Annotated in this window: 13 protein-coding genes; all 13 read right to left on the reverse strand. The window is 62.9% G+C overall.

Features of this window, described 5'->3' with window-relative positions:
- Nucleotides 1–28: 28 nt before the first annotated feature.
- The 13 genes from B9N72_RS11445 to B9N72_RS11510 all read right to left on the reverse strand — a co-directional run bounded on the left by B9N72_RS11445 (nucleotide 29) and on the right by B9N72_RS11510 (nucleotide 14,847).
- Nucleotides 29–1,012: a GlxA family transcriptional regulator gene (locus B9N72_RS11445; protein ID WP_085276528.1), complete on the reverse strand. Its 984-nt coding sequence runs from the start codon at nucleotides 1,010–1,012 to the stop codon at nucleotides 29–31.
- Between the two features lie 147 nt (nucleotides 1,013–1,159).
- Complete coding sequence (locus B9N72_RS11450; protein WP_085276529.1) at nucleotides 1,160–2,032, reverse strand: ABC transporter permease; 873 nt, start codon at nucleotides 2,030–2,032, stop codon at nucleotides 1,160–1,162.
- Nucleotides 2,033–2,096: 64 nt separating this feature from the next.
- Complete coding sequence (locus tag B9N72_RS11455; RefSeq protein WP_085276530.1) at nucleotides 2,097–3,275, reverse strand: quaternary amine ABC transporter ATP-binding protein; 1,179 nt, start codon at nucleotides 3,273–3,275, stop codon at nucleotides 2,097–2,099.
- Nucleotides 3,276–3,644: 369 nt separating this feature from the next.
- A complete protein-coding gene (locus tag B9N72_RS11460; protein WP_085276531.1) occupies nucleotides 3,645–4,748 on the reverse strand; it encodes an FAD-binding oxidoreductase in 1,104 nt (367 codons plus the stop codon).
- Nucleotides 4,749–4,894: 146 nt separating this feature from the next.
- Nucleotides 4,895–6,154 carry an aromatic ring-hydroxylating oxygenase subunit alpha gene (locus tag B9N72_RS11465; protein ID WP_085276532.1) on the reverse strand — a complete coding sequence of 420 codons (1,260 nt, stop codon included), beginning with the start codon at nucleotides 6,152–6,154 and terminating at the stop codon, nucleotides 4,895–4,897.
- A 79-nt stretch (nucleotides 6,155–6,233) separates the two neighbouring features.
- On the reverse strand, nucleotides 6,234–7,007 hold the full coding sequence (locus B9N72_RS11470; protein WP_085276533.1) for an electron transfer flavoprotein subunit beta: 774 nt from the start codon (nucleotides 7,005–7,007) through the stop codon (nucleotides 6,234–6,236).
- Nucleotides 7,004–8,131 carry an electron transfer flavoprotein subunit alpha/FixB family protein gene (locus tag B9N72_RS11475; RefSeq protein WP_085276534.1) on the reverse strand — a complete coding sequence of 376 codons (1,128 nt, stop codon included), beginning with the start codon at nucleotides 8,129–8,131 and terminating at the stop codon, nucleotides 7,004–7,006. The genes B9N72_RS11470 and B9N72_RS11475 overlap by 4 nt, the downstream gene beginning before the upstream one ends.
- Before the next feature lie 155 nt (nucleotides 8,132–8,286).
- Entirely contained in the window at nucleotides 8,287–10,188 is a 1,902-nt protein-coding gene (locus B9N72_RS11480; protein WP_085276535.1) for a DUF3483 domain-containing protein, read from the reverse strand.
- 1 nt (nucleotide 10,189) lies between these two features.
- Entirely contained in the window at nucleotides 10,190–12,250 is a 2,061-nt protein-coding gene (locus tag B9N72_RS11485) for an NADH:flavin oxidoreductase (protein ID WP_085276536.1), read from the reverse strand.
- Between the two features lie 9 nt (nucleotides 12,251–12,259).
- Nucleotides 12,260–12,793, reverse strand: a complete 534-nt coding sequence (locus B9N72_RS11490) for a DUF5943 domain-containing protein (protein WP_085276537.1) — start codon at nucleotides 12,791–12,793, stop codon at nucleotides 12,260–12,262.
- 297 nt (nucleotides 12,794–13,090) lie between these two features.
- Nucleotides 13,091–13,582: a hypothetical protein gene (locus tag B9N72_RS20790; protein WP_143477813.1), complete on the reverse strand. Its 492-nt coding sequence runs from the start codon at nucleotides 13,580–13,582 to the stop codon at nucleotides 13,091–13,093.
- 156 nt (nucleotides 13,583–13,738) lie between these two features.
- On the reverse strand, nucleotides 13,739–14,323 hold the full coding sequence (locus B9N72_RS20795; protein WP_143477814.1) for a hypothetical protein: 585 nt from the start codon (nucleotides 14,321–14,323) through the stop codon (nucleotides 13,739–13,741).
- Nucleotides 14,320–14,847: a hypothetical protein gene (locus tag B9N72_RS11510; RefSeq protein WP_143477815.1), complete on the reverse strand. Its 528-nt coding sequence runs from the start codon at nucleotides 14,845–14,847 to the stop codon at nucleotides 14,320–14,322. The genes B9N72_RS20795 and B9N72_RS11510 overlap by 4 nt, the downstream gene beginning before the upstream one ends.
- Between the last annotated feature and the right edge of the window lie 15 nt (nucleotides 14,848–14,862).

A 14,862-nucleotide genomic window follows, 5' to 3' on the forward strand; every position in this document is an offset into this window, starting at 1 on the left:
CTCGGTCGGGGCCGTCGAGCTTGAAGCATCACATGATGGCGGCTTCGAGCTGCACCTGCTGACGCTCGCGGCTCGGCGGATAGCCAAACAGGCTGCGGTAGGACTTGGAGAAATGCGACGAGGACAGGAAACCGGTGGCGACGGTGACTTCCATCACGCTCATATTGGTCTGCAGCAAGAGTTCACGCGCCCGTCGCAGGCGCAGGTCGAGGTAGTACTGTGCCGGGGTGCTGCCGAGATAGCGCTTGAACAGCCGTTCGAGGTGGCGCAGCGATACGCCGAGCTCGGCGGCCAACTCATCGAGCGAGCGCGGGTTCTCGATGTTCATTTCCATCGCCAGCGCGGCGTCGATCAGCGATTCGTGACCGGTGCCCACCCGAGCCAGGAGCGGGATGTGCTGGTGGTCGTGCTGGTCGCGGATGCGGTCGACGATGAACTGCTCCGACACGTCCGCCGCCAGACTCTTGCCGCCCTTGAAGCGGATCAGGTTGCACATCAGGTCGAGCGGCGCGGTGCCACCGCTACAGGTGAAGCGATCGCGGTCGATCACGAACAGTTCACTGGAGAACAGTACCTTGGGGAACTCCTCGCGGATGGCCGAAAGGTTTTCCCAGTGGATGCTGCTGCGGTAGCCGTTGAGCACGCCAGCCTTGGCCAGCGCGAAGGAGCCGGTACAGACCGCTCCCAGCGGCACGTCGGCAGCGGCAAAACGGCGGATCACCGACAGCACCTGATCCGTCACCGCCTCGCGCACGTGGATACCGCCGCAGACGATGAGCAGATCGTACTCCGACGGGTCGGCCGGCGCCGTGATCGGTGCCACCGACAGGCCATTGCTGGCCGCCACCGGCTGACCGTCACAGGACAGCGCCGACCAGCGGTAGAGCTTCTTGCGCGACAGGTGGTTGGCCATGCGCAGCGGCTCGACCGCGTTGGTGAAGGCGATCATGGAAAAGTTGGGCAACATCAGGAAACCGATATGTGCCAGCGAACCGAGTTGTTGCGGGCTCATGGTGACCTCCTACGATTGGTGAGTGTGCGGACATTCGGGGCGCCTCGTAACGGGCGCTGCTAAATCAATTGGAATTCTTCTGATACAGCAAAAAACAGGCCAGCCCCACCGCCGGCTGGCCGGCAGCGGGGCTTGGCTGGACTACGTTTAACCCTGGCGTGCCGCTTGGCCTCGGCCGAAGCTCTCGGTCAGGCGGTCCAGGATGATCGCGAGCAACACCACAGCCAGACCGCTCTCGAAACCGAGACCGACATCGAGACGCTGGATGCTCGACAGCACGTCGTTACCCAGACCGCCCGCGCCGACCATCGAGGCGATGATCACCATCGACAGCGCCATCATGATGGTCTGGTTCACGCCCGCCATGATCGCCGGCAGCGCGATCGGCAACTGCACCTTGAACAAGAGCTGGGTCGAGGTACAGCCGAAGGCATGGCCGGCCTCGACCTGTTCCTTGTTAACCTGACGAATCCCCAGGCTGGTCAGGCGCACCGCCGGCGGCACGGCGAACACCACGGTCGCCAGGATGCCCGGTACCCGGCCCAGGCCGAAGAACATCGCGGCCGGGATCAGGTAGACGAAGGCTGGCATGGTCTGCATGAAGTCGAGCACCGGGCGCACCAGGGTATTAACGCGCTTGTTGCGTGCACACCAGATGCCGGTGGGGATGCCGATCATCAGGCTGATCAGCGTGGCCGACAGGGTCAGCGCCAGCGTCGACACGGTCTGCGGCCAGAAGCCGGTGCCGAAGATCAGCGCGAAGGCGGCCAATACGAAGCCGGCGAAGCGCCAGCCCAGGCGCCATACGCCGAGGCCGATGAAGAAACCCATGATCAGCCAGGGCGGCAGCGACAGCAGCGCCACCTCGATCGACTCGGCGAACAGGTCGACCGCGCGGCCGAAGGCGTCGAAGGCTCCGCCGTTATGGTCCAGCAGGAAATGGATGAACTGGTTGACCCATTCGCCAATGGGCAGGAAATCGTGCGGGTTGCTGATGAGGCGATGCAAGAAGTCGGACATGGCTGGATGCTCCATTCAGGGACGCGCAGTGGGCGCCGTCCACAAGATTTGTTCGGGACGACGGTCAGTGGGCGCTTTGCAGGCGGTGTGCAGACAGTTTCGACAGCACGCTGGTGGCGGTAATCACGCCGAGGTAGCGGCCCTCGCCGTCGGCCACCGGCAGCGGCTCGCTCTGTCCCAACAGGCGCTGCAGCACATCCGGCAGACAGGAAGCCGGAGCGACCGGGGAGACCGGCACACAGCGCTCGCTCGGCACACAGCCTTCGCTGCGCAGTTCGTCGCGTCCAAGCAGGCCCAACAGCTTGTGGTCCTTGGAGACACAGGCCACCCAGCTGTGCTTGTCCAGCTCGGCGTGGTTGGCCGGATAACCGTTCACCACCAGGCCAGCCGCGCTCGGGTCAATCAGGTCCTTGGCCTGGAGGTAGCGCGAGGTATCGACGCTCTTGAAGAACTCGCGCACGTAGTCGTCGGCCGGGTTCTCGATAATCTCTTGCGGCGTGCCCACCTGCACCAGCCGACCGCCTTCCATGATGGCAATACGGGTACCGATGCGCAGCGCCTCTTCCAGATCGTGCGAGACGAAGAAGATGGTACGGCTCTGGCCGCGCTGCAGGTCGAGCAGGATGTCCTGCATCTCGGCGCGCTTGAGCGGATCGAGCGCGGAGAACGCTTCGTCCATCAGCATCAGCGACGGGTTGACCGCCAGCGCCCGCACCAGGCCGACACGCTGCTGCATGCCGCCCGACAGTTCGTGCGGGGACTTGCGGGCAAACGGCGCCAGGCCGACCTGCTCCAGCACCTTCATGGCACGCGTTTCGCGCTCCTTGCGGCCGACACCGGCGATTTCCAGACCGAAAGCGGCGTTCTCCAGCACCGAGCGGTGCGGCATCAGGGCGAAGCTCTGGAACACCATGCTCATGTCGCGGCGGCGCAGGGCCACCAGTTCTGGTTGCGACAGCCGGGTGATATCCTGGCCATCGAGCAGGATGCGTCCGTCGGTCGGGTCCATCAGGCGGTTAATCAGACGGATCAGCGAAGATTTGCCCGAGCCCGACAAGCCCATCAGCACGAAGATTTCGCCCTCGTCGACCGAGAACGACACGTTGTTGACGCCGACCACCTGGCCGGTTTTGGCAAACACGGTTTCCTTGCTCTCACCCGCCTTCAGGAGCCGCATGGCGTCCTGCGGCTTGTCGCCGAATACCTTGTACAGGTTCTCCACAACGATCTTGCCAGACTGCATCGCTTTCTCCTTTGCCTCGGCGGGCCGATGTACGATGAAACAGCACCGTGCCGGACACCTCACCCACGACAGGTGGGAAAGGGCCAGATTCGCCTCAACAGTTGTAATAATTGATCTGTATCAAGGCAAAAGATAGGGGGGTTCGGCTAGGGAAAACAATCGACAGTCGACGGCGACTTGTCTTTAAACGACATCCGAGTCACCTGCACCAGAACGGTAAGACATTGAAGAAAAAGGGCTGTTCGTGCACCACGAGCAGCCCTTTTTCTGTGCATGTGCACTGGCAGCAATACAACACTAAGGCAGGTCAGAGCGGCCCTATACTGCCAGTAAAACAAAGCCGGCACGAAGGCCGGCTATGATGATCAGTTAACGATCGAGCACGAGAGGTGTCAGCGGGATGCTGCAGCACGGCAGTATCCAGCCTTGGTCGATCTCGCGCTGGCGGATGCCGCCGCCGTGCTTCATGTCGACCTTGCCTTCCAGCAGCTTGGTCTTGCAGGTACCGCACACCCCTTGCGAGCACGAGGACGGCAAGCGCAATCCCTGTTGCTGCGCGGCGGCCAGTACGGTCTGTCCCGGTGCGGTGGTAATGACGTCGCCGAGCTTGGCGAAACGGACTTCGAAACCGCCCTCGCACTCCGCCGTCTCGGCCTGACACCCGGCCTCCTCCACGACGGGAGACGCCGCCAGTTCGGCGAAATTGAAACTTTCCTCGTGATACAGCGCCATGTCGTAGCCGGCGTCGGTCAGCAGTTTGCGCACGGCGGACATGTACGGCGCCGGGCCACAGCAGTAGACCGCACGCTGGCGGAAATCGGGTACCAGCCGCTCCAATGCAGCCAGATCGAGGAAGCCTTCCAGGCCATGCCACTCCGGCTCGGGGTGGCGGCTTTGCACAATGGCCGCCTGACGGAAGCCGGGGCGCATGCGTGCGATCTGCACCAGTTCATGGCGGAAGATCAGGTCGGCCGGGGTACGCGCGCTGTGCACGAAGGCGATGTCGAGCTGCGGGCCGAGGTCGGCGAGCGCTCGGCTCATCGACATCAGCGGGGTGATGCCGCTGCCCGCCGACAGGAACAAGTAAGGCCGGACTGGGGCGGAGGCGTAGCTGAATTCGCCGGAGGGCCCCAGCACGCTGACGTGCTGCCCCGGCTTCATGTTGTCGTGCAGCCAGTTGGAGACCTGACCGCCCGGCACGCGCTTGACGGTGATGGTGACGGTGTCGGGCCGCGTCGGCGTCGACGACAGGGTGTAGCAGCGGTTGACGGTTTCGCCGTCGATCTCCAGTTCCAGCGTGATGAACTGGCCCGGCAGATAGGCGAAGCGGCGCGCCGGCACGGCACGGAAAGTGAAGGTGCGCACGTCGTGGGTTTCGTCGTGCACGGCCACGCATTCGAGCGTGTCGTCCACCCCGGGCTGCCAGTACGGTGCCGGTTCGGTGAAGATGGCGGAGTGGATGGGTGCATTCATGATCGTGCCCTACCTGTGTAAGCCTGCGTCACGTCTTGCCGCCTGACCCGGCTTGGAAGCGCCTCCCGCCCAGCCCGCTCGCGACAGATGGTAAACAGGTTCGAAAACGTTAAAAACGGGCCGGCGGCGCCGGCCCGTGGACGGATTTACTCCAGCCCGGCGCTCAAGCGGTTGATGTACCACTCGGAGAACTTCTCCACCAGCGTCTCGGTGTACGGCGAGTACGGGCCGGGCTGGTAGGCCGAGCTCTTGGCGCCTTGATGGGACTCTTCCACCAGGCGGCGGTCCTGGTCGTTGGTGGCGTTCCACACCGCGGTGAGGTTCTTGACGTCGTAATCGACGCCTTCCACGGCATCCTTGTGCACCAGCCACTTGGTACGCACCAGCGTGGTGTCCGCCGTCAGCGGAATCACGCTGAAGGTGACGATGTGATCGGCCATGAAGTGGTGCCAAGAGTTGGGCTGGGTCCAGAACGACAGGCCACCGATCGAGGCGTCCTTGAAGTCGGCCAGGAGTTTCTTGCACGCGGCCTTGGTGTCCAGCGTCTGCGACTGGCCGGCGCGGTCGAGCGGCATGCGCATGGTGCGGAAGCCGGTAACGTCGCTGAGGCGTTCGACTTCGGTCGAGGGCAGGCCACAGGACTCCCAGTGCTGGTGGCGGTCAGCGACCATCTCGTCATACTGACGGAGCCCCTCGGCGGTTTCGGCCTTGGGCGCGAAGCCGTAGCTGTAGGCGAACAGCGACACGGTCAGTTCGGGATGGTTGCTAGTGCAGTGGTAGCATTCGCGGTTGTTTTCCAGCGTCAGCTTCCAGTTGCCTTGTTCGATGATGTCGACCTGCTCCGCCACCTTGCAATCGTCGATCTTGTGCGGGGCGATGTACGGGGTCATGGTCTCGGCCATGACGTCGAAGTCTTCCGGCGGATTATCAGCCAGGCAAATGAACAGCAGGCCGGCCATGTTGCGCAGGTGCACCGGCTTGAGGCTGTGGTGCGACAGATCGAAACCTTCGGCCATGTGGTCGGCGAAGATCAGCTTGCCGGTCAGGTCGTAGGTCCACTGGTGGTAGGGGCACACCAGGTTGCCAACGGTGCCCTTCTCTTCTGCGCACAGACGCGAGCCGCGGTGACGACAGACGTTGTGGAAGGCGCGGATTTCGTTGTCGTCGTCGCGCACGATCAGGATCGGCTGCGAGCCGATCTGCACGGTCATGTAGTCACCCGCCTCCGGCACGTCGATCGACACGCCGACATAAATCCAGTGCTTGCCGAAGATGTGCTCCATGTCGGCGTCGAATACGGCCGGCGAGGTGTAGAACGGGGCTTCCAGGCTGTAGCCCGGCACACGGCGGGCCACCAGTTCGCGCAAGTTCAGGCTCGGATGAAACGCGATCGTGCTGCTGGTCATGATGATAGTTCTCCAAAAACAACGCTGCTTCGGGTTATAAAGCCGCCCCCCGGGTGGGGCGGGTGGCGGCAAGTTGTTGTCAGAAATCGACGAGCTGATGGTCGCGCAGGTAATCGAGCAGAACTTGTGCTTTTTCGACTGGATCACCTTGTTTTACGACCAGGCCAGTCGTTTTTCCGTCATCGGCAGCGATCGCCCCCAGCATGCGTTCATGCCCGCTGGCGCGGCTGGCGGCGACCAGCGGACGGGCACGACGGCCGCCCGGCTCATAGCGCCACTCGGCAGCCTTGGCGGCCACCGGCATCAGCCTGCGCACCTTGCCCGCTTCCTTGCGTGCATGGGAGTACGGCAGGGCCGGCGTGGCACGCTCGTGCACCGTGACCACTACCGGCAGCGCGGCAGCGAGCGAGCGGCGTTGCCCCTTGGGCAGGAATTGCTCAATTTCGACCGAGCCGCCCTTGATCGCCACCGAGAGCGCATCGGGCAACAACGGGGCCTCGAGTTCTTCGGCCAACTGGTAGGGCAACAGCGCACTGCCCTGCCCGCCGCCGGCGCGGGTACCGCACAGCACCAGCTCGGCGTCGGCGATCTGCGCCGCCAGAAGCGGGGCGATGTCGGCGTCTTCGGCGGTGGGCAGCACCGTGACACACGACGCGCCCTGAGCCAGATAGCCCGCCAGCGCCTCGTCCGCGGCGGCGCCGGCGTACAGCACGGTGAGCCGCTCGGATGATCCGGCGAGCTTGAGCCCCAGCGCCAGCGCGGCGCTGTCGGCGGGATGGGTACACGGGCGGCCGCTCACCGGGTGAATGGCCGGGGCCACCAGCACGGCCACTTTCAGCATGGGGGTGCTCATCGGGTGTTCTCCGTCACGGGTCTGGCCGAGCGTTCGGCGGCCAGCAGCTTGTTCAGTGCGGCGATCAGGGCCTGGCAGTCTTCCACCAGGGTCAGGTCGGCGCGTTTGACGATGGGCGCCGAGGCGTCCAGGTTGACGGCGATGACATGCCGGCACTCCTTGATGCCCTGCAGGTGCTGCACCGCGCCGGAGATGCCGAACGCCAGATAGGCGCTGGCCTGCACCGTCTTGCCGGTGGCACCGACCTGCTTGTCGCGGGTGAAACGGCCGTCGTCCACCGCCACGCGCGAGGCGCCGACCGCCGCGCCCATGGTTTCGGCCAACTGGCGCAGGCCGGCGGTATCCTGCACACCGTTGCCGGCGGAAACGATCAGGTCAGCTTCTTCCAGCGCGAGCTGCGAGGCCGGGCAGCTGCGGCTGCCCAGGTCGCGGATGCGTTCCTGCGCCACCGGCAGTTTGAGGTCGGGCATCGCCACGCCGGCGCCGCGGAACGGCAGCCTGGCGTCGGCCACCTTGCGCGCCAACAGCAGCACAGGCGGAATGTCGCGCACGGCGAAGCGCCCGCCTGGCGCCAGCCGGCGCACTTCGTGTCCGGCCACCACCTCGATCACGTCGCTGGCCATGGCCAGGCGCTGACGACAGGCAAAGCGCCGTCCCAGGTCGGCATCGGCGCCCCGGTCCGGGAAGCACACCTGCTGGGGCGCCTCCTGCTTCCACAGCTGGGCGAGCAGCGCGAGCTTGCGCTCCGGGGCATAGCCCGGGTCTTCCACGCACAGCACGCGGTCGGCACCAGCCAGCGCCGCGGCATCGCCCAGCGCCTCGGCCTGCGCACCGAACAGGACGACCAGCACTTCCGTGTCGGCCGAGGCCATGATGGCGGCGGCGGCCAGCGTTTCGCGGGCGGCTTCGTCGAGCGCACCGCGGTCGGTATGGATCACCACCAGCGAGCGCTTGGCGAAGGGGCCGGCGCTGCGCTGCGGTTTTTGCTGGCTGTGAGCGTGGCCGGCGAGCAGCGGTTCGCGGCTGCCGACGCTCTCGCCCAGCACGATGCGCTTGAGTCCGGACGGCCCGATCACATAGGGCCGGCGCGGGTCGATGCGCGGAATGGGTCGATCGTTGTACATGTTTTAATCTCCCGGAAATCGTTTTAGCACTTGGCGAGCGGCTTCAGGGCAAGGCGCCCGGCGCACAGGAACCGGAGTGCACATGGAGTGCATGAGGATTCCGAGCACCGCACAACGCCGCCATGAAGCTCGCGCAGCCAGGGATAAAGCGATTTCTAAACGGCCAGCCGTGCGGCCACTAGTTCAGCCAACTCAACCACTTCCGGTCGCGGCCCCACCACGCCTTCCAGCATCGCGGTGCAGTTGGGGCAGGCTACCGCCACTTGTTCGGCACCGGTGGCGCGAATGTCGTCCATGCGCATGTCAGGGATGCGACGCTCGCCCGGAATGTCGGTGAACGACGCCCCGCCGCCCCAGCCGCAGCAGCGGCCCTTGCGCCCGGAACGCTCCATCTCCACCACCTTGATGCCGATGCCCTTGAACACGCGGCGCGGCGCATCGGTCTCGCCGTTGTAGCGGCCGAGGTAGCACGGGTCGTGGTAAGTGGTGGCCGGCAGCGGCGCCGCGTCGGCCTTGAGCGGTACGGCACCGCGTTCCAGCAGATCGGCCAGTACCTGGCTGTGATGCTCCACGTCGTAGCGCCCACCCAGCACCGGATACTCGTTCTTCAGGCAATGGAACAGGTGCGGGTCGGGGGTGACGATGCGGTTGAAGCGATAGCGCCCCAGTGTGTCCATCATCTTGCCGGCGAGCTGCTGGAAGGTCGCCTCGTCACCGAGACGGCGCGCCAGATCACCGCAATCGGGTTCCACCTCGCCCAGCACCGCCACTTTCAGGCCGGCGGCCTTGAGCACCTTGACCAGGGCACGCAGCGCGCGCTGATAGCGCATATCGAAAGCGCCCTCGCCCGCCATCAGCAGCCAGTCGGTATGCTCGCCCGGCAGCAGCACCGGCACGTTGAGGTCGATCGCCCAGTGGTAGCGCGCGGCCAGCGGGTAGCCACCGACGGTATCGGTATCGCGCAGGTTGGCCAGCGCCTCGCGGCCCTTGCCCGGCACCTCGCCACGCGTCAGCGTGACGTGACGGCGCAGGCTGACCACGGTGTCGACATGCTCGATCAGCATCGGGCATTCCTCGACGCAGGCGCGGCAGGTGGTGCACGACCACAGCGTTTCCGGATCGAGCAGGCCGCCGACGATGGGCTGGTGCGGATCACCCTGGCGCACCTTGCCTGCCTGGCCCGGGTGCGGGTTACCGGCGTAGGCCGGACCGCTGCCGGCGGCCATGCCGGTGACCATGTCCTGGATCAGCTTCTTCGGGTTGAGCGGCTGGCCGGCGGCGTAGGCCGGACAGGCGGCTTCGCACTTGCCGCACTGCACGCAGGCGTCGAAGGACAACAGACGGTTCCAGGCGAAGTCGGACGGCTTCTCGACACCGTAATCCTTGGCGGCGAGGTCGAGCGGTTTCAGGTCGGTAGAGCGCTTGTCACCGCTGAAGCGGTCCTGACGCGGGTGGAAGGCCAAGTGCAGCAGACCGGCCACAGCGTGCTTCATCGGCCCGCCGAGGCCGATGCCGAGCGCCAGTTCCGCCCCGCCCAAGGCCAGGCCCGCCAGCGCCAGCAAGGCCAGACCTTGCGCGGCAGTGCCGAAAGCGTCACCGCTCAGCGCCAGCAGAGCGGCCAGCGCACCGCCGATGGAGAACAGCAGCAGGCTCTTGGGCAGGCGGTTCCACGCCCCCTTGGAGAGCCGGGCCGGCGGCGCCTTGCGGCGGGCACGCACCAACATCGCGCCGGCCAGCATCAAGAGCGCGGCCAGCAGCATCAACGCATCGAGCGCCGGCAGGTACAGCATCAGACCGTAGTTAAGCGCAGCCAGCGCCAGCACCGCCACCGCCCCGCCGGCCACGGCCACGTGGGCCTTGGCGATGAAGGGATCGCGCGCCACCACGTGGTGCAGATCGACAAAATAACGCTTGGGGATGGTGATGAGCCTGCCCAGCGCCACGGGGGCGGCGCGCCCCTGCCGCCACAGCGCGGCCCGGCGCACGAGCCCCAGCGACAGCAGCGCCGCGCCCAGCCAGAACAGGCCGGTGAGTGCATAAGCCAGGGTGAATGTCATGTCAGAAGTCCTTCACCAGACGCAGTGCGTCGTAGATCGCACCGTGAATGTTGTGCATGGAGATGCAGTCGCCAACGCGGAACAGCAGGAACTCGTCGCCACTCAGCGGTTCGGACAGGCACGGCTGCGGCTGCGAAGCGAACAGCGTGTGCACGTCGGTAACGCCCAGGTTCTTCGAGCGTTCCTTGAGCGACCAGTACAGCGTGTCGTTCGGCAGGATGCCGTTCTCGATCACCACCTGGTCGACCGCACGCTCTTCCAGCGCCTCGGTGTACTCGTTGCGCAGCACCGCGATCAGCTTGTCCCCTTCCTGGTAGACCTTGTCCATCCAGTAGTTCGGGGTCGGGATCATGCCCTGCGCGTAGAGACGGCGATAGAAGATCGGGAAGGTGGTGCCGCCGGTGTCGTCACCCACTTTCACGTCCGGGGTGACGATCTCGACCTGGCTGCCACGGCTCGCCAGGAAGTCGGCCACGCCGAAACCGGCATGGCTGCTGACAGCGTCGTACACCAGCACATTCTTCTTCGGCTCGACCTTGCCGGACAGGATGTCCCAGCCGGTCACGGCCAGGCCCTCGGCCACACCCCAAGCCGGCACCATGCCGCTGTTGGGCACGCCACCGGTGGCGAGCACCACGATGTCCGGCTGCTCGGCCAGGATCATGGCTTCGTCGGCGGCGGTGCCGAGACGACGGTCCACGCCCAGACGCTGGGTTTCCATGTCGAGCCAGCGCACGATGCCCGCCATCTGTTCGCGCTGCGGCGCCTTGGCGGCGAGCACGATCTGACCGCCGACCACGTCGTTCTTCTCGAACAGCACCACGTCGTGGCCGCGCTCCTTGGCTACGCGGGCGGCTTCCAGACCGGCCGGGCCGGCACCGACCACCACCACCTTGCGCTTATGCTTGGCCTTTTCGATGGTATGCGGCATGGTCGCTTCGCGGCTGGTGGCGGCGTTCTGGATACAGAGCACGTCCTGGCCGAAGTACTGGCGATCGATACAGTAGTTGGCGCCGACGCACTGGCGGATCTGGTCTTCCTTGCCGTCGCGAATCTTGATCACCAAGTGCGGGTCGGCGATGTGGGCTCGCGTCATGCCGACCATGTCGACCATGCCGGAGGACAGGATGCGCTCGGCCTGGTTCGGGTCGCGGATGCTCTGGGCGTGCATCACCGGCACTTTGGATACCGACTTGATGCCGGCGGCCAGATGCACGAACGGTTCCGGCGGCAGCGCCATCGGCGGCATGCAGTTGGCCAGCGTGTTATGAGTGTCGCCACCGGAGCCGACCACCGACAGGTAGTCGATCAGGCCGGTTTCCGACATCGCCTGGGCGATGTCCTTGAGCATGTCGTGGGTCAGGCCATCTTCATGGAATTCGTCGCCGCACATGCGCAGGCCGACGCAGAAGTCGGCGCCGACTTCCTCGCGGATCGCCTGGAACACCTCAATGCCGAAGCGCATGCGGTTTTCCAGCGAACCGCCGTAGGCGTCGCTACGGAAGTTGGTACGCGGGCTCCAAAACTGGTCGATCAGGTGCTGGTGCGCAGCCGACACTTCCATGCCGTCGAGGCCCGAGGCCTTGATGCGGCGTGCAGCCTGCTTGAAGTCACCGATGATGCGCTTGATCTCGTGCGGCTCGATGATCTTGGCGTTACCACGGTGCACCGGCTCGCGGATGCCGGACGGGCTCACCAGGTGCGGCCAGTGCTCGCCGTAGTAGCTCGAGCGGCGGCCCATGTGGGTGGCCTGGATCATGATCTTGGCGCCGTGGCGGTGCATGGCTTCGGCCAAGCGCGCCAGCGGGTCGATGATCTTGTCGGTGGACAGGTTGACCGACTTCCACCAACTTTGCGGGCTGTCGATCGAAACCGGGCTCGAACCGCCACAGATGGCGAGCCCGAGGCCGCCCTTGGCCTTTTCCTCGTAGTAGCGGATGTAGCGTTCGCCGGGCAGACCGCCGGGCTCGGCGTACACCTCGGCGTGCGCGGTGCTGACGATGCGGTTGCGCAGCGTCAGTTTGTTCAGCGTGATCGGCGAAAACAGGTGCGGATAGCGCATGATGCCCCCTTACTTCGGCTCGACGGTGAAAACGCAGTAGTCGGCGCCTTGGCCGGCGCACTGGGTTTCGGCACTGATGGTGTGGTAGTCGTAGCCCAGCTTCTCCCCCACCCAGTCCATCGCCCCGGCGAACCAGCCGGCGAACATGTAACAGGCCATGCCTTCGCTCTTGGGCGCACCGGCCATGCCCTGCGCCAGCACGAAGCAGGAATGGTCGAGGCGGATCTTGGCGTGGCCGGTGGCGGCGTCAGCCTCGATGAAGGAGAACAGGCCCCAGCCGCGCTGCGACAGGCGATTGAGGTAATGCTCGAACACGGCCATGCCTTCCAGGCCGTGGGTGCGCGCTTCGCTGTCGCACCAGAAGTAGGCGGAGCGGTAGCCGGCGTCGTACAGCGCCTCGGAATAAGTACCCTTGCCCAGCGCCGCCTCAACAGCCATGTGGTTGTTGACGAAGAAGTGGCGCGGCACATACAGCATCGGCAGGCCGTTGGTGGTCCACACACCGGAATCCGGATCTACATCGATGGGAACGAGTGGTTGCATCAGAATCTCCTGCACGTTGTCGTGGCACGGCGCACAGGGGGCACGCCGTCAGTCAGGAGAAATGGTGCACGAGGCGGTTTCGGCCAACGTCGGCAGTGGCGACCGGTTTTTGCCGCATACCGACACGGGGTGGCGTAAAGAGACTACTGAGGAAGGGGTGCAGCAGGCTTGGGAGGATGGGGAAGCGCTAGGGCTTGGCTATGGCAAGGAGCGTTGTTGCAGAACTCCGCTCCGCCTCTGGGCACTGGAATCCTGTAGGCTTGCAGCGTGAGTTAAGCCGCCTTCCGTCTGCTGCTTTCAGTACTTCCATGCTTCCGGGTCGTTGGGAAGCACATCTTCCAATGACATCAGGCTGCCCACGGCATTCGGGGCGCAATACATTTTCTTACCTGCGACAGAAATTTCGATAAAATCTACCGAATCGAAACCTTCCTCATACTCTTGATCACTATAAATCTCATAATCATATCCGTTATTTTTAAAACTCAGGCTGACTCTAGAAACCATAGGACGCGTATAACGCGAGTAGACAAATCGATTTTGACTACCCTCCCTTTTCACTGGGAAAACAAACTCTACTTTCCCCGGCAACCCGAACCTATATTGAACATAGCCAGTGGATTCGCTCAATTTGCTTGATGCGCATATCGAAACGATCTTTTTTGGCTTTTTCAATATGCAACTGAACGCCACCGTCTCGTTGAGCCCGCAAAGTGTCGGCGTTACCGCATGCGATGTGGAGGCCATCATGAACAAGAAAGGCGCCAATATAAATTGTTTATTTTTCATGACAATGCGAGGTTATTGAGCTTGTGAATTGGATTTGATGCATGTCGATAGTCTCTTGCGTGCCGTCGGGATGTCTTTTTAGCGATTGGGATTGCCCAGAATTGAGCAATCAGAAGGAATACCCTCTTCCGCCGCTGCCAGTGGTTTTGTTGAATTCTAATCTGGGCACTTCTGGTCTATCAGTTTTTCGGTGTTGTTGCCATCCTTGTTCAAATAGCTCAGCTTCAACTTCCCATCAGTTTGGAATTTTCCCTTGATGGTGGAAAAGATCACTGCTGACTGGGTATAAAAACCGAACCTGGGATCACTATATCTGGCCTGCCAATAATATTTGGCACCGCCTTCATAGAAAATTGGTGCTAACGCAATACCCTTACCATCATCCGTCGGCTTTAACACGCAGGCACGCTGGGCGTCCAACGCCAACACGTCGTGCACAGGTTTGGAGACACCGTTTCCTTTCTGATAAAAAAAACTGATATTACATGGGCTGCCGCAGGAAAAAGACACTCCAGCCAACCTAGGAGAGTGCCATTTGGCACTAACGGTGCTGGTCGGTACATCCTTGAACAGGCTGATCTTGCCTGTGTCAGAGTCAATCCAGGCAGAGCAACCATCATCGGCGCAACTGTAGTTGATACTTTCTGTCTTGTCGGGTGAATTAAGCCTTACTATCTCTGCAAAACATGGGATAGATACGGCATACAGTGCAACAACAAAGATTTTTCTCATGATTTTCACGGCCCCTCATTCCCTTCTGCGTGAGCCTGCAGAAGGGTCTTTTTATCTTTCTTTAAGATCTCAACTTCCAGACTGACATTCTTGCTACTAGAGAGGGGAATAGTCCATCCGTTGATCTTGTAGGACCCACCGGACTCATCTATCTTATAACCCTTGCCATTTTTCTCTTGAATTTTACTGAAAATTCTGGAATACAACTCTTCCGGAGCCAAAATGGCAAAATATTCGGTTGTCCTGGTTTTCTTCTGTAGATTAATACCAACCATGACATCTTTCTCATCCAGCTTGCACTCGTAAATTTCGCTGTAGTTGCCTCTTAGCTTGCCCCCATCAGCTTTCTCAAGCTTACAGTTTTTTTCCAGGAATAAGGTCAACGACTTGCTATTTCTACCCACAAGACTCTTGGGGTTGGAAAGGAAGGAATAAAGATTCGCATTGTCAGCTGCAGCGACAGCCACATTTAGGCTAGCTGTTGTTGCAATCACCAAAATCAATTGCGTCGCTTTTTTAATCATCTGCTGCATCCAGTGTGGCTACTG

Origin of the sequence: Pseudogulbenkiania subflava DSM 22618 (genome assembly GCF_900177275.1) — a bacterium.
Classification (GTDB): Bacteria; Pseudomonadota; Gammaproteobacteria; order Burkholderiales; family Chromobacteriaceae; genus Pseudogulbenkiania; species Pseudogulbenkiania subflava.